Source organism: Pseudomonas sp. T8, assembly GCF_024610635.1.
Classification (GTDB): Bacteria; Pseudomonadota; Gammaproteobacteria; order Pseudomonadales; family Pseudomonadaceae; genus Aquipseudomonas; species Aquipseudomonas chlororaphis_I.
In genome coordinates this window covers 6,975,450-6,997,562 of sequence record NZ_CP102374.1, presented here as the reverse complement: position 1 = coordinate 6,997,562, position 22,113 = coordinate 6,975,450, and the positions used below count along the sequence as shown (strand labels likewise).

General features: G+C 64.5%; 16 protein-coding genes. 6 read left to right on the top strand and 10 right to left on the bottom strand.

Features of this window, described 5'->3' with window-relative positions; translation table 11 throughout:
* The first annotated feature begins 162 nt into the window (after positions 1–162).
* Complete coding sequence (locus tag NRG23_RS31965) at positions 163–381, top strand: DUF2970 domain-containing protein (protein ID WP_257373364.1); 219 nt, start codon at positions 163–165, stop codon at positions 379–381.
* Positions 382–388: 7 nt separating this feature from the next.
* On the opposite strand, the gene NRG23_RS31960 is transcribed toward NRG23_RS31965, so the two are convergent.
* Positions 389–1,486, bottom strand: a complete 1,098-nt coding sequence (locus tag NRG23_RS31960) for an ABC transporter substrate-binding protein (protein WP_009049669.1) — start codon at positions 1,484–1,486, stop codon at positions 389–391.
* A gap of 498 nt (positions 1,487–1,984) precedes the next feature.
* Here NRG23_RS31960 and NRG23_RS31955 point away from each other — a divergent pair, with 498 nt between their 5' ends.
* Both NRG23_RS31955 and NRG23_RS31950 read left to right on the top strand, forming a co-directional pair.
* Positions 1,985–3,643: a nitrite/sulfite reductase gene (locus NRG23_RS31955; RefSeq protein ID WP_009049670.1), complete on the top strand. Its 1,659-nt coding sequence runs from the start codon at positions 1,985–1,987 to the stop codon at positions 3,641–3,643.
* Positions 3,627–4,121, top strand: coding sequence for a DUF934 domain-containing protein (locus NRG23_RS31950; RefSeq protein ID WP_009049671.1), 495 nt, complete (start codon positions 3,627–3,629; stop codon positions 4,119–4,121). Before NRG23_RS31955 ends, NRG23_RS31950 begins: the two co-directional genes overlap by 17 nt.
* Positions 4,122–4,318: 197 nt before the next feature.
* Here NRG23_RS31950 and sohB read toward each other — a convergent pair whose 3' ends face one another.
* Positions 4,319–5,341, bottom strand: a complete 1,023-nt coding sequence (gene sohB, locus NRG23_RS31945) for a protease SohB (protein ID WP_101282782.1) — start codon at positions 5,339–5,341, stop codon at positions 4,319–4,321.
* A 204-nt stretch (positions 5,342–5,545) separates the two neighbouring features.
* Here sohB and NRG23_RS31940 point away from each other — a divergent pair, with 204 nt between their 5' ends.
* Positions 5,546–6,256 (top strand): histidine phosphatase family protein, encoded by a 711-nt coding sequence (locus NRG23_RS31940; RefSeq protein WP_016705361.1) that lies wholly within the window; start codon positions 5,546–5,548, stop codon positions 6,254–6,256.
* A 50-nt stretch (positions 6,257–6,306) separates the two neighbouring features.
* Positions 6,307–6,621: an SCP2 sterol-binding domain-containing protein gene (locus tag NRG23_RS31935; protein ID WP_007921837.1), complete on the top strand. Its 315-nt coding sequence runs from the start codon at positions 6,307–6,309 to the stop codon at positions 6,619–6,621.
* An 80-nt stretch (positions 6,622–6,701) separates the two neighbouring features.
* On the opposite strand, the gene NRG23_RS31930 is transcribed toward NRG23_RS31935, so the two are convergent.
* The 8 genes from NRG23_RS31930 to NRG23_RS31895 all read right to left on the bottom strand — a co-directional run bounded on the left by NRG23_RS31930 (position 6,702) and on the right by NRG23_RS31895 (position 20,060).
* Positions 6,702–8,321, bottom strand: coding sequence for an ABC transporter ATP-binding protein (locus NRG23_RS31930; RefSeq protein ID WP_041986110.1), 1,620 nt, complete (start codon positions 8,319–8,321; stop codon positions 6,702–6,704).
* A gap of 1 nt (position 8,322) precedes the next feature.
* Complete coding sequence (locus tag NRG23_RS31925) at positions 8,323–9,345, bottom strand: ABC transporter permease (RefSeq protein WP_257373360.1); 1,023 nt, start codon at positions 9,343–9,345, stop codon at positions 8,323–8,325.
* Complete coding sequence (locus tag NRG23_RS31920) at positions 9,345–10,409, bottom strand: microcin C ABC transporter permease YejB (RefSeq protein ID WP_028682869.1); 1,065 nt, start codon at positions 10,407–10,409, stop codon at positions 9,345–9,347. Before NRG23_RS31920 ends, NRG23_RS31925 begins: the two co-directional genes overlap by 1 nt.
* Complete coding sequence (locus NRG23_RS31915; RefSeq protein ID WP_041986115.1) at positions 10,396–12,249, bottom strand: extracellular solute-binding protein; 1,854 nt, start codon at positions 12,247–12,249, stop codon at positions 10,396–10,398. The genes NRG23_RS31920 and NRG23_RS31915 overlap by 14 nt, the downstream gene beginning before the upstream one ends.
* A 255-nt stretch (positions 12,250–12,504) precedes the next feature.
* Positions 12,505–15,399 carry a TonB-dependent receptor gene (locus NRG23_RS31910; protein WP_080768773.1) on the bottom strand — a complete coding sequence of 965 codons (2,895 nt, stop codon included), beginning with the start codon at positions 15,397–15,399 and terminating at the stop codon, positions 12,505–12,507.
* Between the two features lie 139 nt (positions 15,400–15,538).
* Complete coding sequence (locus NRG23_RS31905; RefSeq protein ID WP_257373358.1) at positions 15,539–18,493, bottom strand: TonB-dependent receptor; 2,955 nt, start codon at positions 18,491–18,493, stop codon at positions 15,539–15,541.
* A gap of 104 nt (positions 18,494–18,597) precedes the next feature.
* Positions 18,598–19,551 carry a FecR domain-containing protein gene (locus tag NRG23_RS31900; protein ID WP_257373357.1) on the bottom strand — a complete coding sequence of 318 codons (954 nt, stop codon included), beginning with the start codon at positions 19,549–19,551 and terminating at the stop codon, positions 18,598–18,600.
* A complete protein-coding gene (locus NRG23_RS31895) occupies positions 19,548–20,060 on the bottom strand; it encodes a sigma-70 family RNA polymerase sigma factor (protein ID WP_009049681.1) in 513 nt (170 codons plus the stop codon). The genes NRG23_RS31900 and NRG23_RS31895 overlap by 4 nt, the downstream gene beginning before the upstream one ends.
* A 301-nt stretch (positions 20,061–20,361) precedes the next feature.
* Here NRG23_RS31895 and NRG23_RS31890 point away from each other — a divergent pair, with 301 nt between their 5' ends.
* Positions 20,362–22,080, top strand: coding sequence for a hydrogenase maturation protein (locus NRG23_RS31890; RefSeq protein WP_198919085.1), 1,719 nt, complete (start codon positions 20,362–20,364; stop codon positions 22,078–22,080).
* The last annotated feature ends 33 nt before the right edge of the window (positions 22,081–22,113 follow it).

Here is a 22,113-nt window from a genome sequence, read left to right as displayed (position 1 = left end):
GAGCTTGCTCGCGATGAACGCCAACGATAACGCGGTGAATCTGAAGAATCGCGTTGTCTTGACGTTTTGATCGCGAGCAAGCTCGCTCCTACAGGGTGTATGGGCAGGAGCTACGCGAAAATTGTCTATGCTTTCCCTACACTCACTTGTGTCGAGGGATTTATGGACGACCCCATCAACAACAAGCCGCCGACCCTTTGGCAGATGCTGCAAAGCGTCGCCGCTGCCGCCTTTGGCGTACAGAGCGGCAAGAACCGCAAGCGCGACTTTACCCACGGCAAGCCCAGCCATTTCGTGATCCTGGGCATTCTGTTCACTGCGGTGCTTGCCTTGACCCTGTTCGGTATCGTCAAGCTGGTCGTGCACCTGGCGGGGCTTTGAACGCCTGTCAGTGCAACAACAGATTCAGCGAGAAGGGATAACGGTAGCCGGCCGGCTTGCCCTCGGCCGACAACCCGCGAAAGTCCACACCGTATTGCTGCGAACCCTGTAGATCCAGCAAGCGCTGCGCCTGGACCTTGTCCAATAGCTGGAACACATCCAGCTGCCAGCTCGGGCCACCATAGGCCGCAGGGTTCAGCCCCCGGGCATCATCGTTGAGCACCACCATCGCCCAGCCCCCCAGGGTGAAATGCCCGGCGATCAGCGCCGTCAGGCGTCCGTCGATCAACGCCTGCAAGGCCTGTGGCGAGCTGTTCAGGGCACTGAACAGCACCTCCTTGCCCGGTCGCCGCCCCTGCTGTTCCAGCGCCTCCATCGCCCCCAGGGCCATCTCGTCGTTGGCCGACCAGATCAATTGCGTCTGCGGATAGCGCTTGAGCAACTGCTGGGCCTGCTCAAACGCACGCTGGCGATTCCACTCGCCATACACCAGCTGCCGTAGCCGCACCTCGGGATGCTCGGCCAGCGCTCGTTGCAGACCCTGCTCACGGGATTGCGCCACCGGGGTGTTCTTCACTCCCGAGAACGCCAGCAGGTCGATGTACTGCCCTGGGGCTAACGGACCGTGACGACGGATCAGCTCCTTGAGCATCAGGTAGCCAGCTTCCTCGTCGTTGGCGATCATGCTGCCGATCCAGTCGGGATAACGACTCTGGCGATCGCCCAGCAAGCGTTGCTGATCGCTGGTCAGCGCGTTATTGACGACGAACAGCTTCACCCCGCTGCCCTGGGACAAGCGCAGGATCTCCGGTGCGACATATTGCTCGTTGACCACCACCAGGTAATCCGGCCGGTCCGGGCCCTGCAGGGCTTCCCGGGCCTGGCGGATAGTGGTTTGCGAATCGCGCTGCGAATAACGCACGCGCAGATCCAGGCCGAGGTCGTTGGCCGCGGCCTGCATGAACTGTGAATAACCGACCCAGAAGGTTTCAGTGGAATGGCCCGGGTTCAAAAACACCACCGAGGTGGCATGGGCCATGGCCCAGAACGCTGGACTCAGTACAAGCAGCACCAGCAGCAGACACTTATCAAACGCCTTGAACATTGCGACCAGAGTCCCGGAATATTGCCCTGCAGTATAACTGGCAAAATACTGGCCAATGTCGGCAAATCGTCATTTCCTACAGACAATTCGGACTCTGTTCGTCGCTCGACCGCAACTATTGATGACTGACCCAGAACACCGCCGTTCCCACGACCAGAATGATCAGAAAGAGAATGGCCCAAGCATCGACAGCGCTGTCGCTTTTCCTTGCCTTGGTTGGATTGCTCATAGCATCGCCTCTTGTCGGTTTTATCGGTGACTGCACAAAGACTCGAGCACAGTTAAGTCGAGGATTGCCCTCACCACAAATGTGGGTTTGAGCCGGCCGGATACCGTTAGTCGTTTTGGTTCTTTGCATATACTCAAACATCACTTTTGCGCATAACTGCAAACTGGTATCTTCGCCCGGCTCCGTTGGGAGTGCGCGGCCGTGCGCGCAGAATTTCTTGGGTGACATCCGCCTCTGCGTCACCTGATAAGCCTGAGAACAGGATCTATATGTACGTATACGACGAGTACGATCAGCGGATCATCGAGGACCGCGTCAAGCAGTTCCGTGATCAGACCCGGCGCTATCTGGCAGGCGAGCTGAGCGAAGAAGAATTCCGCCCTCTGCGCCTGCAGAATGGCCTCTATATCCAACGTTTTGCCCCGATGCTGCGGGTGGCGGTGCCTTATGGCCAGCTGACTTCGCGCCAAGCACGGATGATGGCCAGGATCGCTCGCGACTACGACAAGGGCTACGCCCACATCAGTACCCGGCAGAACGTGCAGTTCAACTGGCCGGCGCTGGAAGACATCCCGGACATCCTGGCTGAGCTGGCGACCGTGCAGATGCACGCCATCCAGACCAGCGGCAACTGCCTGCGCAACGTCACCACCGACCAGTTCGCCGGCGTCGCCGCCGATGAGCTGATCGACCCGCGCCCCTGGTGTGAAATCGTCCGTCAGTGGACCACCTTCCACCCTGAGTTCGCCTACCTGCCGCGCAAGTTCAAGATCGCCATCAACGGTTCGACCTCGGACCGCGCGGCCATCGAAGTCCACGACATCGGCCTGGAGCCGGTGCACAACGCCGCTGGCGAGCTGGGCTTCCGGGTCCTGGTCGGTGGCGGCCTGGGCCGGACCCCGGTGGTTGGCGCCTTCATCAACGAGTTCCTGCCGTGGCAGGACCTGTTGAGCTACCTCGACGCCATCCTGCGGGTCTACAACCGCTACGGCCGGCGCGACAACAAGTACAAGGCGCGGATCAAGATCCTGGTCAAGGCCCTGACCCCAGAGGTGTTCGCCGAGAAAGTCGAAGCGGAAATGACCTTCCTGCGCGGCGGCCAGACCACCCTGACCGAAGCCGAAGTGCATCGGGTGGCCAAGCACTTCGTCGATCCGGACTACAAGGCACTGGTCAACCAGGACGCCGAACTGGCCGAGCTCGACAAACAATATCCAGGCTTCGCCCGCTGGCGCACGCGCAACACCCTGGCCCACAAGAAGCCGGGTTATGTCGCCGTGACCCTGTCGCTGAAACCCACCGGCGTAGCCCCGGGCGACGTCACCGACAAGCAGCTGGACGGCATCGCCGACCTGGCCGACCGCTACAGCTTCGGCCAGCTGCGCACCTCCCACGAGCAGAACGTGATTCTCGCCGACGTCGAGCAGAGCCAGCTGTTCACCCTGTGGGGCGAGCTGCGCGAGCAAGGTTTCGCCACGCCGAACATCGGCCTGCTGACCGACATTATCTGCTGCCCGGGCGGTGATTTCTGCTCCCTGGCCAACGCCAAGTCGATCCCGATCGCCGAATCCATCCAGCGCCGTTTCGACGACCTGGACTATCTGTTCGACATCGGCGAGCTGGACCTGAACATTTCCGGCTGCATGAACGCCTGCGGCCACCACCACGTGGGCCACATCGGCATCCTCGGCGTGGACAAGAAAGGTGAAGAGTTCTATCAGGTTTCCCTGGGTGGTAGCGCCAGCCGCGACGCCAGCCTGGGCAAGATCCTCGGCCCGTCCTTCGCCCAGGACGACATGCCCGACGTGATCTCGAAGCTGATCGACGTGTACGTGGAACAACGTACCGAAGACGAGCGCTTCATCGACACCTACCAACGTATTGGCATCGACCTCTTCAAGGAGCGCGTCTATGCAGCGAATAATTAAGAACAACGAGGTCATCGACGAAACCTGGCACCTGCTGCCCAAGGACGCGACCCTCGACGGCATTTCCAACTGCGACGACCTGATCGTGCCGCTGGCCCTGTGGCGCGAGCACGCTCATGCCCTCAAGGCCCGCGACGGCGGCCTGGGCGTGTGGCTGGACAGCGATGAAGAAGCCGAAGAGATCGGCGATGACGTGCAGCACTTCCAGGTCATCGCCCTGAACTTCCCGGCCTTCACCGACGGCCGCAACTACTCCAACGCCCGCCTGCTGCGTGACCGTTACGGCTTCAAGGGCGAGCTGCGGGCAATCGGCGACATCTTGCGCGACCAGCTGTTCTACCTGCGCCGCTGCGGGTTCGACGCCTACGCCCTGCGCGCCGACAAGGACCCGTACGAAGCCCTGGAAAGCCTCAAGGACTTCTCCGTGACCTACCAGGCCGCCACCGACGAACCGCTGCCGCTGTTCCGTCGCCGCTAAACGCCGCGCCAACAAAAAGCCCTGGACCGGGAAACCGGTTCAGGGCTTTTTTGTGCCTGCCATCTTTAACGCGCTGCCCGCCCCTGTAGGAGCGAGCTTGCTCGCGATAAACCTCAAGACAACACGAGCTCCAGAGAAACGTGGTGCTGCAACCTCCATCGCGAGCAAGCTCGCTCCTACAGGAGGCCGCAACGGCCTTACCAGAAACGCTGCTGGGTCAGGCGGCCCCACCAGGTCAGCAGCACACGGTCGATAGAACCGCTGGCCGCCAGCCCGACCCGCTCCTGCAGGCTCTTGCGCTCGGCGTAGTGCAGGTGGAACAGCTCAGCGCTCTTGGCGCGTTCGGCCAGGTATTCGTCACTGGTTTTCAACTCGTCGACCAGCTTTTTCTCCTGCGCCGCGACACCCAGCCAGACTTCACCGGTGGCCACCTCGTCGATGACCAGTTGCGGCCGATAACGGGAAACGAAGTTCTTGAACAACTGATGGGTGACGTCCAGGTCTTCCTGGAATTTCTCCCGGCCCTTTTCGGTGTTTTCGCCAAACACGGTCAGGGTGCGTTTGTATTCGCCGGCGGTCAGCACTTCAAAGTCGATGTCGTGCTTTTTCAGCAGGCGGTTGACGTTCGGCAGCTGCGCCACCACGCCGATCGAGCCGAGGATGGCGAACGGCGCGCTGATGATCTTCTCGCCGATGCACGCCATCATGTAGCCGCCGCTGGCCGCGACCTTGTCGATGCACACCGTCAACGGCACGCCGGCCTGGCGAATCCGCGCCAGTTGCGACGAAGCCAGGCCGTAGCTGTGCACCATGCCACCGGCGCTTTCCAGGCGCAGCACCACTTCGTCCTTGGGCGTGGCCAGGCTCAGCAGCGCGGTGATTTCGTGGCGCAGCCCCTCGGTGGCCGAAGCCTTGATGTCGCCGCTGAAATCCAGCACGAACACCCGCGGCTTTTCCTCGTGCTGCTTCTTGTGTTTTTTCTCGGCCTTGGCCTCGGACTTGCGCAGGGCCTTGAGCTGGTCCTTGTCGAGCAGGCTCTGCTCCAGACGCTCGCGCAGGCCTTTGTAGAAATCGTTGAGCTTGCTCACATGCAACTGCCCGGCGCCCTTGCGCCGGCCTTTGCTGCGCAGCGAGGCAGCGGTGATCAGCACCACCAGGATGGCGATGACCAGGGTGACGGTTTTGGCCAGGAAACTGGCGTACTCGGAGAGAAACTCCACAGGGACTCCTTAAAGACGTGCATCACTGCCAACACGTGGCGGAATGGCTCCAGCATACCGGCGCAGCCAGGCGTCGGCCAGTCGCGAAACCTCCTGTTACCGTGCTCTAACGGGCATTTCAAACAAGCGTATGTTTTTTCATTGACAGCTCACCGGCATCCTCATAACCTCGCAAAACTTTCAACGTACCGGGATGACGCGGACGTGGGCAGCATCTATCTGATTCGACATGGCCAGGCCTCCTTCGGTGCGGACGACTACGACGTCCTCTCGACCACGGGTGTGCGCCAGGCCGAAGTGCTCGGTCAACACCTGGTCGAACTGGGGGTGAACTTCGACCGCTGCCTGGCTGGCGACCTGCGCCGCCAGCAACACACCGCCAACTCCACCCTGCAACAGTTCAGCGCCGCGGGCCTGCCCACGCCGATCCTGGAAACCGATTCGGCGTTCAACGAATTCGATGCCGACGCGGTGATCCGCGCCTTGCTGCCCGCCATGTTGTCCGAGGAGCCCGACGCCCTGGACATCCTGCGCAACGCCGCGCAGAACCGCGCCGAATTCCAAAGAATCTTCGCCCTGATCATCGACCGCTGGCTGGCCGGCACCTACGATCCACCGGGGCTGGAAAGCTGGCTGGGATTCGTCGAGCGGGTGCAGGCCGGCCTGCAGCGGATTCTGGAACAGGCCGACAACACCCAGAAAATCGCCGTGTTCACCTCCGGCGGCACCATCACTGCCCTGCTCCACCTGATTACCCGGATGCCTGCCGCCCAGGCCTTCGAACTGAATTGGCAAATCGTCAATACCTCGCTCAACCTGCTGAAGTTTCGCGGTCGCGAGGTCGCCCTGGCTTCCTTCAACAGCCATGCCCACCTGCAGCTGCTGAAGGCCCCGGAACTCATCACTTTCCGCTGAGTCCGGATCACTGTGACCCTTGCTGTAACAACCCATAAAAGGATCGAACCATGACCTCCGTAGCCGACGCCGTACAAGCCATGAAAGCCAAGTTCAACCCAGCTGCCGCTGCCGGCCTGGACCTGGTTTTCGGTTTCCGTATCGATGACACCAAGAACTTCTCGCTGATCGTCAAAGACAGCACCTGCGAGCTCAAGGAAGGCGAGAACCCGGACGCCCAGGTCACGCTGGTAATGGACGGCGAAACCCTGCAAGGCATCGTCAGCGGCGAAACCGACGGCATGCAGGCCTTCATGGGCGGCAAGCTGCGCGCCGAAGGCGACATGATGCTGGCGATGAAGCTCAGCGAACTGTTCCCGGCCTAAGCCAGCGCTTCCCCAGGGAAGCCCTTGTTTGCCCACGAATCCCGCCTTCTGGCGGGATTCGTCGTTTCAGGCCCGTGCTTTCAGCCCGCACCAAAGGGCTCGGCCAGCGGCAAGCCGGTAGCTGCCGTCATGACCGAGGACGCCATCAACAGCTCCCGGGTATAAGGGTGCCGTGCCGAGGCGAACAGCTGATCGGTCTCGCCGCGCTCCACCACTTCGCCGTCCTTCATCACGATCAGGTCATGGGCCAGCGCCCGCACCACGGCCAGGTCGTGGCTGATGAACAGGTAGGTCAGGCCGTGTTCCTGCTGCAGGCGGCGCAGCAGCGCCACCACCTGTTTCTGCACCGTGCGGTCGAGGGCCGAAGTGGGTTCGTCGAGCAGGATCAGTTCCGGCTTGAGCACCAGGGCGCGGGCAATGGCGATGCGCTGACGCTGGCCGCCGGAGAATTCATGGGGGTAGCGATGGCGGCTGGCCGGGTCGAGGCCGACCTCCTGCAAGGCCTTGATCACCGCCTGCTCGCGCTGCTGCGCATTCAGCTCGCTGTGCACCAGCAAACCTTCGGCAATGATCTGCTGCACGCTGAGGCGCGGGCTGAGGCTGCCGAACGGATCCTGAAACACCACTTGCAACTGCCGACGCAATGGCCGCAGCTGTTTGCCGTCGAGACTTTGCAGGTCCTGGCCCTTGAAGCGGATGCTGCCTTCGGACTCGATCAGCCGCAGGATCGCCTGGCCCAGGGTCGACTTGCCCGAGCCGGACTCACCGACAATGCCCAGGGTCTTGCCCCGTTGCAGTTGCAGGTCGATGCCGTTCACCGCCTTCAGGTAACGCCTGGGACGCAGCCAGCCACCGCCCTGACGGAACCAGACCTTCAGCCCGTCCACCGCCAGCAGGGTCTCGCTGGGCCCGCAGCGCAGCGCCTGGCCGCCGGGCTCGGCATTCAACAACTGGACGCTGTAGGGATGTTGCGGATCAGCGAACAGTTGCTCGCAGCCAGCCGTTTCGACGATCTCCCCGGCACGCATCACCGCCACCCGCTGGGCGATGCTGTGCACCAGGTTGAGGTCGTGGCTGATCAGCAGCAAGGCCATGCCCAGGCGCTGTTGCAGGTCCTTGAGCAGCAGCAGGATCTTGCGTTGCACCGTGACATCCAGGGCGGTGGTCGGCTCGTCGGCGATCAGCAGTTCCGGCTCGCAAGCCAGGGCCATGGCGATCATCACCCGCTGGCGCTGGCCGCCGGAGAGCTGATGGGGGTAGGCCCTCAAGCGCTGCTCCGGCTGCTGGATGCCCACCAGGCGCAGCAGCTCCAGGATCCGTTCGCGGGCCTGGGTACCGGCCATGCCCTTGTGCAGGCGCAGGGTTTCCCCCAGTTGCCGCTCCAGGCTATGCAGCGGGTTCAGCGAGCTCATGGGCTCCTGGAAGATCATCGCGATACGGTTGCCGCGCAGCTGGCGCAAACGCGCCGGGCTGGCGCCGAGCAGCTCTTCGCCGCGATAACGGATGCTGCCGGCGATACGCGTGCAGCCCGGATCCAGCAATTGCAGGAGGCTGTGGGCCGTCACCGACTTGCCGGAGCCGGACTCGCCCACCAACGCCAGGCACTCACCGGGACGGATCTCCAGGTCGATGCCATGCACCACCTCAGTGGCCTTGAACGCCACCCGCAGGTCGCGCAGTTCAATCAGTCGTTCACTCATCTCAATGCCTCGGATCAAAGGCGTCACGGCAGGCTTCGCCGATAAACACCAGCAACGACAGAATCAGCGCCAGGGCAAAAAACGCCGTCAGCCCCAGCCAGGGCGCCTGCAGATTGCTTTTGCCCTGGCCGATCAACTCGCCCAGGGAGGCACTGCCGGCCGGCATGCCGAAGCCCAGGAAGTCCAGGGCCGACAGGGTGGCGATGGCCCCAGTGAGAATGAACGGCAGGTACGTCAGGGTGGCGCTCATGGCGTTGGGCAGGATGTGCCGCAGCATCACCTGGGTATCGCCGACGCCCAGGGCCCGCGCCGCCTTGACGTACTCCAGGCCGCGGCTGCGCAGGAACTCGGCGCGCACCACATCCACCAGGGTCAGCCAGGAAAACAGCGTCATGATCCCCAGCAGCCACCAGAAATTCGGCTCGACGAACCCCGAAAGAATGATCAACAGATACAGCACCGGCAGCCCCGACCAGACCTCCTGCAGGCGCTGCCCCAACAGGTCGATCCAGCCGCCGTAATAGCCTTGCAGGGCGCCGGCGGCGATGCCGATCAGCGCACTGGCGGCGGTCAGCGCCAGGGCGAACAGCAGCGACACCCGGGTGCCGAAGATCACCCGCGCCAGCACGTCCCGGGCCTGGTCGTCGGTGCCCAGCCAGTTCTGCACCGAGGGCGGGCTGGGCGCCGGCTCCGTCAGGTCGTAGTTGACCGTGTCGAAGGCGAAAGAAATGGGCGCGAACAGCAGCCAGCCGCCCTGCCCTTCGATCAGCTGGCGCACCGCAGCGCTGCGGTAATCCGGCTGGAACGGCAGCTCGCCGCCAAACTGCTGTTCGGTGTAACGCTTGAACACCGGGAAATACCACTGGCCCTGGTAAGCCACGAGCAAGGGCTTGTCGTTGGCGATCAGCTCACCGCCGAGGGTCAAGGCGAACAACGCGATGAACAGCCACAACGACCACCAGCCGCGCCGGTGGGACTTGAAGCGCTGCCAGCGCCGCAAGCCTATGGGAGACAAGGTCAACATCAGGCGCTCCTTGCACTGAAGTCGATGCGCGGATCGACCAGGGTGTAGCACAGGTCGCCGAGCAGTTTTATCAGCAGACCGAACAGGGTGAAGATGAACAGCGAGCCGAATACCACCGGGTAATCCCGCGACACCGCGGCGTCGTAGCTCAGGCGCCCCAGGCCATCGAGGGAGAAGATCACCTCGATCAGCAGCGAGCCGCCGAAGAACACATTGACCAGGGCCTGGGGCAAGCCCGCGACCACCAGCAGCATGGCGTTGCGAAACACATGGCCGTACAGCACCTGCCGCTCGCTCAGGCCCTTGGCCCGCGCGGTGACCACATACAGGCGGGAGATCTCGTTGAGAAAGCTGTTCTTGGTCAGCAGGGTCAAGGTGGCGAAGCCGCCGATCACCAGGGCGCTGACCGGCAGCACCAAATGCCAGAAGTAATCGGCGACCTTGCCCCAGGCCGAGAGCTGGGCGAAGTTCTCCGAAACCAGCCCGCGTACCGGGAACCAGTCGAGCAAAGTGCCGCCGCCGAACACCACGATCAGCAACAGGGCGAACAGGAACCCCGGCATCGCATAACCGATAACGATCGCCGCGCTGCTCCAGACATCGAAGGCCGAGCCGTCATGGATGGCCTTGCGAATCCCCAGGGGGATCGACACCAGGTAGGTGATCAGCGTCGCCCACAAGCCCAGCGACAAAGTCACCGGCAACTTCTGCGCGATCAGCTCGGTGACCTTGGCGCCACGAAAGAAGCTGTCGCCGAAATCCAGCCGCGCATAACGCTTGAGCATCAGCCACAAACGCTCGCCGGCGGGTTTGTCGAAGCCGTACTGGCGCTCGATATCGGCCAGCAGCTTGGGGTCCAGGCCACGGGTGGCGCGGGACTCTCCGCCCACCGTTTCCACGTGCCCGCCGCCCACCGCCGAGGCGCCGCCAATGCCTTGCAGGCGGGCGATGGCCTGCTCCACCGGGCCGCCGGGCGCCGCCTGGACGATGACGAAGTTTACCAGCAGGATGCACAGCAGGGTCGGCACGATCAGCAGCAGACGCCGCGCGCTATAAGCCAGCATGGACAGCCTCCCCGCGACGTTGGCGCATCTGGCTCAGGGTCAGCGCTTGTGGGCTGACCTCCCACCAGGTGTCGAGCCCGGCGTCGTATAGCGGCGCGATGGCCGGCCGGCCAAAGCGGTTCCACCACACCGAGGAAATGCCCGGCGGGTAGTAGTTGGGGATCCAGTAGTAGCCCCACTGCAACACCCGGTCCAGGGCCCGGGCGTGGGCCAGCATGCTGGCACGGCTGTCGGCCTGCACCAGGGCGCTGATCAGCCCGTCCACCGCCGGGTCGCGCAGCGCCATGTAGTTGTTCGAGCCCGGATCGTCGGCGCTCACCGACCCGAAGTAGTTGAACAGCTCGCGCCCCGGCGCCTGGGACACCGGGTAGGCGGCGATGATCATGTCGTAGTCGCGGCTGCGCACGCGGTTGGTGTATTGCGCGGTGTCGACCTGGCGGATATCGAAGCCGATGCCGATCTGCGCCAGGTTGCGCTTGAACGGCAGCAGCAAACGCTCCAGGCCTTTCTGGCCGTTGAGAAAGGTGAAATGCAGGGGCTCGCCGGCGGCGTTGCGCAACTGGTCGCCCTGGGGTTTCCAGCCCGCCTGTTCCAGCAGCTTCAGGGCCTGCAACTGTTGCGGGCGGATGATCCCGCTGCCGTCGGTGCGTGGTGCCTGGAACACCTGGCTAAAGACCTCCTCGGGAACCTGCCCGCGCCAGGGTTCGAGGATCTTCAACTCGTCAGCGTCCGGCAGCGCCGCTGCCGCCAGTTCGCTGTGGGAAAAGAAGCTCTGCTGGCGCAGGTACAGGCTGCGCATCATCTGCCGGTTGCTCCACTCGAAATCCCAGAGCATGGCGATCGCCTGGCGCACCCGGCGGTCCTGGAACTGCGGTTTCTGCAGGTTGAAGATGAAACCCTGGGCGCCCAGGGCCGAACCCGGCGCCAGGTGTTCGCGCACCAGGCGCCCCTGCTCCAGGGCGGCGCCGGCATAACCGATGGTGTAGCCGGTGGCAGAGAACTCGCGGTTGTAGTCGTAGCCGCCGGCCTTGAGGATCTGCCGCGACACATCGGTGTCGGCGAAGAACTCCACCCGCAGCCGATCGAAGTTGTAGCGCCCACGGGCCACCGGCAGGTCCTGGCCCCACCAGTCCCTGACCCGCTCGAAGTCGACGCTGCGCCCGGTGTCCACCGCGCTCACCCGGTACGGCCCGCTGCCCAGCGGCGCTTCGAAGCCGCCACCGTCGGCGAAATTGCGGCCGCGCCACCAGTGCTCGGGCAACACCGGCAACGACGCCAGGTCCAGGGGCAAGGTGCGGCTCTCGCTGCTCTTGAACACAAAACGCACTTGGGTCGGCGACTCCACCTGCACCTCGGCGACATCGGCGAACTGCTGGCGGTACTTGAAGCTGCCCTGGGTCATCAGCAGCTCGAAGGTGTAGCGCACGTCCTGGGCGGTGATCGGGCTGCCATCGTCAAAGCGCGCCTTCGGGTTGAGGTAAAAGCGCAGCCAGGAACGGTCCGGTGCCAGCTCCAGGCCCTCGGCCACCAGACCGTACACGGTGTAGGGCTCATCCTTGGAGCGATAGGCCAGCGGCGCGTACAGCCAGCCGTCGATATCGGCCACGCCGGTGCCTTTGTCGATGTAGGGAATCAGATGATCGAAAGGCCCGCTTTCCAGGGAGGACCGGCGCAGGCTGCCGCCTTTGGGCGCGTCCGGGTTGACGTAGTCGAAGTGCTGGAAGCCGGCGGGATATTTGGGAGCTTCGCCGTAGACCGTCAGCGACGGTTGCACGGCGGCCAGTAGCACGGGGCTCGGCAGCAGGCAGAGCCAGAACAGCAAGGTGCGTTGCAACAGCATGGAATGATGCCTCTTTGAACAGAAGCAGGGATCCGGGATGAATAGATGACCTCAGCGCGGGCAAGCCTCGCGCCTACAGCGTGCGCGACTTGCCGCGATCACAATCGCCTGCTCAGCCCTGACTCCTGCCCGAACCCTTCCACCCGGGACACCCCGCTCCTGCCTGTCTTGTGCAACTGGCCGGGCATTTTTATAGAGCGGGTTTTAGACTCATTGGTTACTAAAAAGCGTCCGGACCCTTTATTGCCAGTCGACTCAGAAGTTGTAACTGAGCCGGGTGTACAAGGTCCGTCCGAACGGGTCCGAATAGCGTGGGTCGTAGCCGCTCTGGAAGGTGTAGGTCTGGTTGCTGAACGGCGGCTCGCGGTCGAACAGGTTCTTCACCCCGAGGGTCACGCCCAGGGCCTGGCGCCAGGTGTAGGTGCCAGCCAGGTCCCAGACGTTGTAGGAGCCGACGCGGTTATGGCTGTCGCGGTCGGAGTCGTGGTAGCCGCTGGTGTAGCGGTTGGTCAGGGTCGCGCCCAGCGGCCCCTGGTTCCAGGTCGCGGTCAGGCTGTGGCGCCAGCGCGCCACCGCGCCGGCCGAGGCGAAGTCGCCGCCGCGAAAGTCCCCCAGCTTGTCGATGTACTCGCCCTTGAGCTGTTGCTGGTAGTCGTAGCGAGTGACGTAGGTACCTTGCAGCCCCAGGCCGAACTCGCCCCAGGCAGTGGCCGGCAGGCGGTAGTCGAGGCTGACGTCGACCCCGCTGGTCTTGAGCTTGCCCAGGTTGGCCATGCCGGTGACCACATGATCGATGGAGCCGTCGGCCTTGCGCACCAGGCGGTCGGCGTACAGGTCGGGGTTGTCGAACGGCGCCGATTCGGGAAACTCGGCGATCTGGTTGGCGAGCTTGATCCACCAGAAATCCAGCCCGGCGTTGAGCCGGTCGAACGGCTGATAGACGAAGCCGAATGTCACGTTGCGCGCGGTCTCCGGCTTCAGCTCGGTGTTGCCGCCGGTGCTGCGGTTGAACTGCTGGGCGCAGTCGCGGTTGCCGATCCCGCCATTGGCCGGGGTACCGCCGGGGCACAGCCGTGGGTCGTTGTAGTTGGCGTTGGTGAAGGTGGTAAAGGTCGGGTTGTACAGTTCGTACAGCGACGGCGCGCGGAAACCTTCGCTGTAGGCGCCGCGCAGCACCAGCTCCTTGAACGGCTGGAAGCGGAACGAATACTTGGGGTTGGTGGTGCTGCCGAAGTCGCTGTATTTGTCATGCCGGATCGCCGCCGTCAGCTCCAGGCTGTCGAGCACCGGCACGTTGAGTTCGGCATATTGCGCCTGCACGCTGCGGTCGCCCGACACGCTGCCGTTGGGGTCGATGCCCAGGCTCTGCACATTGCCGGCGAACTGGGCGAAATCCTGGTGGAAGTCCTCCTTGCGGTACTCGCCGCCCAGGGCCAGGGCCGAGGGGCCCGAGCCGAACCAGTCGCCGATCTCGCGGCTGACCCGGCCGTCGATGGCCTTGACCCGCCCGACCGCCGTGGCGTAATCGCCGTCCACCGTATTGGCCGCCAACAGCGCGCTGCCCGCCGCGGTCTGCGGGCCGAAGGGGTTGATCACGCCATTGGCGATGCCCTGGGATACCGCCACATCGTTCACGTAGCCGCTGCGAATGGTGCTGACCACCTTGTTCTGGTTGTACGAGACGCCGATGTTGTAGTCCCAGCCCGCCGCGCTGCCGTCGAAACTCAGCAGCAGGCGCTGGCCGGTGTTGTCGTCCTCATGGCGGCGGGCGCCGACATCGGTTTCCCGCCAATTGGCCGCCACCGGTTGCGTCGGGTCGAGGGCAAAGCCGCTCGGCCCCGGGGTGATGCCATTGCCCGGATAGAACGCGGTGCCCGGGTTGACCTGGTTGCCCATCAGGGTGCCGGGGCCGATCTGGGTGCGGTTCTCGTTGCGCGCCCAGAAGTATTCGAGGCTGACGTTGTGATCGTCGCTGAGCTTGCCGGTGGCCTTGGCGAAGGCCGAGGTCTTTTCGGTTTCCGGCACCAGGTCCAGGTAACTCCACAGACTCTGGCGGCAAATGCCGTTGCGCGACAGCAAGCCCGGTGCGTTGCAGCCGGAACCGGCCAGCGGGTTGGTGGCATTGGCGCCCTGGCTCCAGTTGGCCGGCGAGGCGGTGCCGGACGTGTAGTCCAGGCCGCGGCCCGGCTGATAGTTGTAGGTGTAGCCGCGGTCCTTGGCGGCCAGGCGCTCCTGCTTGTCGTAGCTGACCACGCCGAACACGTTGAAGCGGTCTTCCTCCAGGTCGCCGATGCCCCAGCTACCGCTGAAGTTCTTGCTCTGGCCACCGCCGGAATGGCTCGGGGTGTCGTAGCGGGTGCTGACCTGGCCGCGGGTCAGGCTCTTCTTGGTGATGAAGTTGATCACCCCGCCGATGGCGTCGGTGCCGTACAGCGCGGACGCGCCGTCGCGCAGCACCTCGACCCGGTCGATGGCGGCGAAGGGAATGGTGTTGAGGTCGACCCCGGAGCCGTTGATGGCATTGGTCGCGTTGTTGCTCAGGCGCCGGCCGTTGAGCAGCACCAGGGTCTTGTTCGGGCCTATGCCGCGCAGGTCGGCATAGGCCGCCCCGCCGCTGCTGGAGCCCACCGAACGCCCGGAACCGACCGAGGACTGGTTGGCGGAAATCCGGTTGATCAGCTCTTCGGTGGTGGTCACGCCCTGCTCGCGCAGCTTCTCGACCCGCAGCACAGTGACCGGTACCGCGGTCTCGGCATCGACCCGGCGGATCGCGGTGCCGGTCACTTCCACTCGCTGCAGCTGGGTGGTGGGCTCGGCAAATGTCGCGGCGCTGCTGGCCGTGCTGGCGTCCGCCGTGATGGTCACGCCCTGGGTGTCCTGCTGCTCCTTCAGGCCGCTGTCCTGCAAGGCCAGGGTCAGCGCCTGGCGCTGCTCGAGCTGGCCCTGGATCGCCGGCGCATAACGGCCGCTCACCAGCTTCTGCTCGAAGGAAATCGGCAGGCCGGTCTGCCGGGAAATCTGCAGCAAGGTCTGGTCCAGCGGCCCCGCGGGCAGATTGAACGGAGTGGTCGCGGCCCAGGCCGGCAACACATTCAGCGTCGCCAGCAAGGCCAGGCTCAAAGGGGATCTATGGGGTACGAACAGACTCATGGACAACCATCCCTGCATTAGGTGTATGCAGGGATGTGCAACGGCCGGGCGGTTTTTATAGAGGCCGATCTAGACCGTTGGGTGATGAGCTTATGCCAGTTCATCATCCCCCCGTAGGAAGAGGCCTCCGACGAGGGGATCAACCGCCAAAGTGATAGCTCACATCCAGCCACCACTGCCGGCCATAGGGGTCGTAGTTGCCGGTGGGGTAGTACGGCCAGCCGCCGGAGTCGTCGCGCTTGACCTGGTTCAGCAGATTGTTGACGGTCAGGCCGACGCTGGCGCGGTCGTTGACCTTGTAGCGGGCGCTGGCGTTGAACACGGTCCAGGGCGACAGGCGCCCGTCCGAGTTGCCGTTGGTGACGCTGCCATAGCGGATGCCCAGCAGGGTCGCAGTGTAGTGCTGGTAATCCCAGGTCAGGCTGGCGTTGACCTTGCTGCGCCAGTCGTGATTGCTGCGGTCCACGCGCCAGTCCTGGGTCGGCGCGTCGTCCGATTCCTTGTAGAAATGCGAGAGCACCAGGGTGTAGCCCAGGGTCGAACTGAAGGCCCCGTATTCCCCGGCGCCCCAGCGGATATTGCTTTTCAGGTCGAGCCCGCTGACCCGTTCGCTGGCGGCGTTGATCGCATTGATCTGCACCCGCTGCAAGCGGTTCGGGTCCACCGCGGCGGTGCCCGGGTTGCGCTGGATCCGCGCCAGGGTCGCCTGGCAACTGACCGAGTTGATGTCCATGGCACCACTGCGGCAGGCATTCTCTTCCTGCAACAGGCGGTTCTGGTCGACGGTGGTCAGCAGGTCTTCGATCTGCACGCGCCAGTAATCCACCGACACATCGAAGTTGCGCGACGGCGACCAGACAAAACCGTAGGTCCAGGACTTGCCCCGCTCGGACTTGAGGTCGGCGGTGCCGCTCTGGGTGTAGTCCACCCGCCCGCGATCGCAGGCGCCCTCCACGCCCTGGCTGCAACCGTAGTAGTCGATCTGGTCCGGCACATAGCCGTTGGTGTCGGCCTGGTAGATGTAGTTCAGGTCCGGCGCGCGGAAGCTGGTGCCGTAGCTGCCGCGCAACAGCAGGCTGTTCAACGGGCGCCACTCCAGGCCGAGGTTGTAGGTCTTCTGCTGCTCGGTGCGGCCGCTGAATTTGTACTGGTCCCAACGTCCCGCCAGCGACGCCAGCAGGCTGTCGCTGATCGGCACGCTGAACTCGCCGCCAGCGGCATAGCGCTTGCGCGAGCCACCGGAACTCTGCGCCGGCGTGGTGCCGTAGAAACTGCCGTCGTTGAGCCCGTCGTCCGGGTCGATGCGGTACTCCTGCTTGCCCAGCTCGAGGATGCCGGCGAAGCCCACCGGCCCGGCCGGCAAGTCGAACAGCTCGCCGTTGAGCGAGGCGTTATAGCTCTGCGACACCGACTTGCTGGTCTGGGTCAGGTTGCGGCGAAACTGTCGCCACTCCTCCTCGGTCAGCGGCCGGTCAAGGCGCGAGGCATCCGGGGCGAACAGCGGATATCCGCCCTGCTCGCCCAGCTGCGGCCCCAGGTAGAAATCGCGGATAGTGGCCGACGGCGTATAGCGCGTGGTGCGCACGCTGCGGTACTCCGAGCGGTTGGCCGCCAGCTCGTAGCTCCAGGCGGTATCGGCGATCCGGTCGGACAGGCCCAGGGTGCCGGTCCAGGAGGTGTCGCGCCACTTGCTGTTGTTGCTGGTGCGGCCGCCGATTTCCTCTTCGGAGAAACGCCGGGACCAGCGCTCCAGGTTGCCCGTGTTCTGGTTGATGAAGTCGGGCGAGGTGAAGCTCGGCCCGCGGGTGTTGTTCTGGATATGGTCCAGGCCATACATCAGGTCGGCGAAGACCTTGCCGCTGTCGCTGAAATGCCAGGTGCCACGGGTGTAGCCGTCGTAGTTTTCCTTCTGCGTCTGCAAGGTCCAGTAATCGTTGTAGACCTGGTCGGTGGTGCAGCGCCCGCCGCTGCCGCTGAGGTGGTTGCCAAAGATTCCGGAGTAAGCGCCGCAGCCGGGGCCGATGTACTTGCCGCTGTCGAGGTTGCGCCGGTAGCCCACGTCCAAGGCCGGCCCGCGGTCCATGAAACCGCGATCGTCGGCCCAGATCGGCTGGCGATGGGTCAGCTCGAGGCCGAACAGGCCATCGAAATCTCCCCAGCTGCCACCGCCGCTGATCTGCAGGCGCTGGTTGTCGCCGCCGCCACGCTCGGTGGTGCCGCCACGCAGGTTGACGTCGATGCCGCTGGCCTTCTCCTTGAGGATGATATTGACCACCCCGGCGATCGCATCGGAGCCGTAGATCGCCGAGGCGCCGCTGCTGAGAACCTCGATGCGGTCGATGATCGCCGAAGGGATGTTGGCCAGGTTGGTGAAGTTGACCTGGCCGCCATAGGCCGTCGGATAGTCCGCGACCCGCCGGCCGTTGATCAGCACCAGTGTGTGGTTGGGCCCCAGCCCCCGCAGGTTGAGGGCGCTGGCGGCGGGCTGGAAGGTGTTGCCGTAGTCCTCGCCCTGGGTCATGCCGGTGTTTTGCGTCTGGGTCGCCAGGGCGTCGTAGACGTTGCGGTAACCGCGGGCCTCCATCTCCTCGTGGGTGATGACGTTCACCGGAGTAGCGCCGTCGGACTGGGCGCGGGCGATGCGCGAGCCGGTCACCGTGACTTTTTCCAGCTGCGGGTCCGCCGCGCGAGCCGGCGCCACGGTGCTGACTTTAGGACTGGCCTTGGCGCTGGCCGGAGCATTGCGAATGGTCAGCCCCTGCTCGCTGTGCTGGGCCTCCAGGCCAGTGCCTTGCAGGGCCCTGTCCACCGCCTGCTGGCCGCCCAGGGCGCCACGGATGGCCGGGCTGCGCTTGCCCTGCACCAGGTCCTGGCTGAAGGAAATCGGCACCCCGCTCTGCCGCGAGATATCCAGCAGCACCTCGTCCAGCGGGCCGGCGGAAATGTCGAAGGTGATCGGCCTGGGCTCGATCTGCTGAGCGCCTGCCTGCTGGGCCCAGGCGGCGCTGCCATAAGTGCCGAGGGCCAGGGCCAACGCCAGTGACAGGCGCGCCAATGGCCGGCGTGGCGGATTGGAAAGGATCGATGAGTGCATGAGCAATTCCCTGTTGGATGCGGTTGCAGGGAATGAGCAGCGACTGACGGGTTTTTATAGGGCGGCGGTTAGGCCAAGGGGTTATGGGGTTATAACCGCGCCCTTCAGCGCGGCTCGATGCTGACCCAGTACGGGCTGTGGTAGCTGACGCGGATCGGCAGCGAACGCTCGAGCAATTGCAGGCTGCGGTCGCTGTCGTCCAGCGGATAGATGCCGCTCAGGTGCAGGTCGGCGACCTGGGGGCTGAGGCGGATGATGCCGCGCCGGTAGCTACGCAAGCTGTCGATCACCTCGCTCAGGGGCCGGTCGCGGGCCTCGAACATCCCCGAGGTCCAGGCGCTTTCATGGCCCTTGGCACGCTCCAGCAGCAACAGGCGCTGACTGTCGAAACGCAGGCTTTCGCCGGCCTCTACCAGCTGCCGCGTGCCACTGGCGGTAAGCACCTCGACTTGCGAATGCAACATCACCAGGCGCGTCCAGTCCTCACCGCGCTCCACCAGGAACTTCGTGCCCAGGGCACGCATGCGCCCGTGTTCGGTTTCCACCACGAAGGGCCGTTGCGGGTCCTTGGCCACGTCCACCAGCAACTGGCCATTGCGCAGTTGCAACAGCCGCTGCCGGGCATCGAAACAGGTCACGACCTGGCTGCGGGCATTGAGGGTCAGCGCACTGCCGTCGGCCAGGGTGAAGTCGCGGCGCTCGCCAGTGCCGGTGTACAGGGCGCCCGCCTCGGGCAACAGGTTGTAGCGCCGGCCGAGCAAGGTCTCGGCCAAGGCCAGGGCCATCACACTCAGGCTGCCGCCGATAAAACGCCGGCGGCTCGACGGCGCATTCAGGCTGTGCAGCAGGCTGTCGCGGGACAGGTTCCGCAAGGCTTGGCTGCGCAGCGCCCCCAGGCCGCCGCCCATCAGCACGATGATCTGCTCATGCTGGGGGTCGGCGGCGCGCCAGTCGTGGAATGCCTGATGTTCCTGGGCATTCATCTGCCCCGATTGCAGGCGTGCCATCCATTGCGCGGCTTCATCCACCAGCGCCTCGTTCGCGCGTGGACGGCTCATGCGTCGACCATCGCCTGATAACAGCGCTTGAACGCCTCGGCCATGTACTGCTGGACGCGACTGGTGGACACCCCCAGCTGCTGGCCGATTTCGGCGTAGGTCAGGCCGTCGAGCTGATGGTAGAGAAAGGCCGCCTTGGCCTTGGCCGACAGGCCGTTGAGCAAGCGGTCCACGGCCAGCAGCGCTTCGATCACCAGCGCCCGCTCCTCGGGTGACGGGTGCACCGGCGTCGGCGCCAGGGCCAGGCTTTCCAGGTAGGCACGCTCCAGGTCCTGGCGCCGCCAGCCTTCGTAGACCAGGCGTCGGGCGATGGTGGTCAGCAGCGCCCGGGGCTCGCGGATGGCCGTGGGGTCCGGCAGGGCCAGCACCCGCACGAAGGTTTCCGAGGCGATGTCCTGGGCGCTGTGATGGCAGCCCAGGACGCGACCCACCGAGGCGCACAGCCACTGATAGTCGCGTTTGAACATCTGCCCGATCAGTGAGTAATGCGGGTTCCGATTCGCCCCCATGCCTTGCTCCCTCACGAGACAGCTCCCCCCTCTCGAAATCGTCTGGCTGGGTCGGGACCTTGCCGACCCAGGATTAGGGGAGCGACTGTGCAACAGGGCTGAATCTATTTGGAAGTAATTAAAAATTTACCCAGGCTAACTAACGAATATATGTAATCCAGCGACTCGCCGCGCCGCACGACGCACTTGATTGATCTCGGTCAGCAGTCCCCCCAAAGCTCCTCTCTACTCTGGCGCCTCCATCGGCCAGGGACGGCTTTCGGAACGGCCGGCCCCGCTTCACCTTCAAGGAAGAGTCGCTATGCAATCGCTGAAGATCATTCTGCTGTCCACCGCCTTCAACGGTCTCACCCAGCGCGCCTGGCTGGACCTGCGCCAGTCCGGCCATCGCCCCAGCGTGGTGCTGTTCACCCATGAAGACGAAGTCTGCCAGCAGATCGAACAGGCCGACGCCGACCTGGTGATCTGTCCCTTCCTCAAGGACCGGGTGCCCGAGCAACTGTGGCGCCACCCGACGCGTCCGGTGATCATCATTCACCCGGGCATCGTCGGCGACCGCGGCGCCAGCGCCCTGGACTGGGCCATCAGCAACAACCTCGAGCGCTGGGGCGTCACCGCCCTGCAGGCGGTGGAAGAAATGGACGCCGGGCCGGTCTGGTCCACCTGGGAATTCAAGATGCCGGCGCAGGTGCGCAAGTCCGAGCTGTACAACGGGCCGGTGGCCGACGCGGCGATCTACTGCATCCGCGATGTGGTGGAAAAATTCGGCAGCGACTTCGTCCCGGTACCCCTGGACTACAGCAAGCCGCAAGTGCGCGGCCGCCTGCAACCGAACATGAAACAGGACGACCGCAGCTTCAGCTGGCACGACAGCGCCATCTTCATCAAGCGTTGCATCGACGCCGCCGACGGCCAGCCCGGAGTCCTGGCCAGCCTCGCCGGCGGCCAGTACTACCTGTATGACGCGCACCTGGATAGCCGCAGCGGCATCCCTGGCGAGCTGCTGGCGGTGCACGACGATGCGGTGCTGGTGGCCTGCGGCGACCGCAGCCTGTGGATCGGCTCGCTCAAGCGCAAGGCCCGGCCGGGCACCGAACACTTCAAGCTGCCGGCCCGCCATGTGCTGGCCGGCCAACTGGATGGCGTGCCTCATCTGGACTGGTCGGTCGCCAGCGAACCGTTCAGCGACGAGCCCTACCAGCCGATCCGCTACCGCGAGTCGGGCCACGTCGGCGAGCTGACCTTCGAGTTCTACAACGGCGCCATGAGCACCGAGCACTGCCAGCGCCTGGTCAGCGCGCTGCAATGGGCCAAGGCTCGGGACACCAAAGTGCTGCTGTTCAAGGGCGGGCGTGGCGCGTTCTGCAACGGCGTGCACCTCAATGTGATCCAGGCCGCGCCGGTGCCGGGCCTGGAAGCCTGGAACAACATCCAGGCCATCGACGACGTCTGCAAGGAACTGCTCAGCGCCCGCCAGCTGGTGGTCAGCGGCCTGACCGGCAATGCCGGGGCCGGCGGCCTGATGCTGGCGCTGGCGGCCGATGTGGTGCTGGCCCGGGCCAATACCGTCTACAACCCGCACTACAAGAGCATGGGCCTGTACGGCTCGGAGTACTGGACCTACAGCCTGCCCCGCGCCGTCGGCCACGCCATGGCCCACAAGCTCACCGAGGAATGCCTGCCGATCAGCGCCTTCCAGGCCCTGCAGATGGGCATGGTCCAGGAAGTCGGCCCGCGCTGCCCCGACGAATTCGGCCTGTGGCTGCTGCAACGGGCCAACGCCGTACTGACCGAGCCGAAGTACCAGGCCCTGCGCGAGCGCAAGGCCAATGCCGACCCGCAACTGATGCAGCACTGCCGCAACGCCGAGCTGGAACAGATGCACCTGGACATGGTGCAGAACCGCCACGGCTTCGCCGAGAAATGCGCCGGTTTCGTCTACAAGCGCAAGACCTGCTGCACCCCGCAGCGGTTGATCGAGGATTGGGCCGTGCCGCAGCCGGATACCTTGAGTGCCTGATCGGCCGTCGTCCCTGTAGCCGCTGGCGCAGCC

Bases quoted from the DNA above. Each gene is read 5' to 3' on its own strand.
- NRG23_RS31890 (WP_198919085.1), top strand. From the start codon at position 20,362: ATGCAATCGCTGAAGATCATTCTGCTGTCCACCGCCTTCAACGGTCTC.
- NRG23_RS31900 (WP_257373357.1), bottom strand. From the start codon at position 19,551: ATGAGCCGTCCACGCGCGAACGAGGCGCTGGTGGATGAAGCCGCGCAA.
- NRG23_RS31930 (WP_041986110.1), bottom strand. From the start codon at position 8,321: ATGAGTGAACGACTGATTGAACTGCGCGACCTGCGGGTGGCGTTCAAG.
- NRG23_RS31920 (WP_028682869.1), bottom strand. From the start codon at position 10,409: ATGCTGGCTTATAGCGCGCGGCGTCTGCTGCTGATCGTGCCGACCCTG.
- NRG23_RS31895 (WP_009049681.1), bottom strand. From the start codon at position 20,060: ATGGGGGCGAATCGGAACCCGCATTACTCACTGATCGGGCAGATGTTC.
- NRG23_RS31965 (WP_257373364.1), top strand. From the start codon at position 163: ATGGACGACCCCATCAACAACAAGCCGCCGACCCTTTGGCAGATGCTG.
- NRG23_RS31915 (WP_041986115.1), bottom strand. From the start codon at position 12,249: ATGCTGTTGCAACGCACCTTGCTGTTCTGGCTCTGCCTGCTGCCGAGC.
- NRG23_RS31905 (WP_257373358.1), bottom strand. From the start codon at position 18,493: ATGCACTCATCGATCCTTTCCAATCCGCCACGCCGGCCATTGGCGCGC.
- NRG23_RS31925 (WP_257373360.1), bottom strand. From the start codon at position 9,345: ATGTTGACCTTGTCTCCCATAGGCTTGCGGCGCTGGCAGCGCTTCAAG.
- NRG23_RS31955 (WP_009049670.1), top strand. From the start codon at position 1,985: ATGTACGTATACGACGAGTACGATCAGCGGATCATCGAGGACCGCGTC.
- NRG23_RS31935 (WP_007921837.1), top strand. From the start codon at position 6,307: ATGACCTCCGTAGCCGACGCCGTACAAGCCATGAAAGCCAAGTTCAAC.
- NRG23_RS31960 (WP_009049669.1), bottom strand. From the start codon at position 1,486: ATGTTCAAGGCGTTTGATAAGTGTCTGCTGCTGGTGCTGCTTGTACTG.
- NRG23_RS31910 (WP_080768773.1), bottom strand. From the start codon at position 15,399: ATGAGTCTGTTCGTACCCCATAGATCCCCTTTGAGCCTGGCCTTGCTG.
- NRG23_RS31950 (WP_009049671.1), top strand. From the start codon at position 3,627: ATGCAGCGAATAATTAAGAACAACGAGGTCATCGACGAAACCTGGCAC.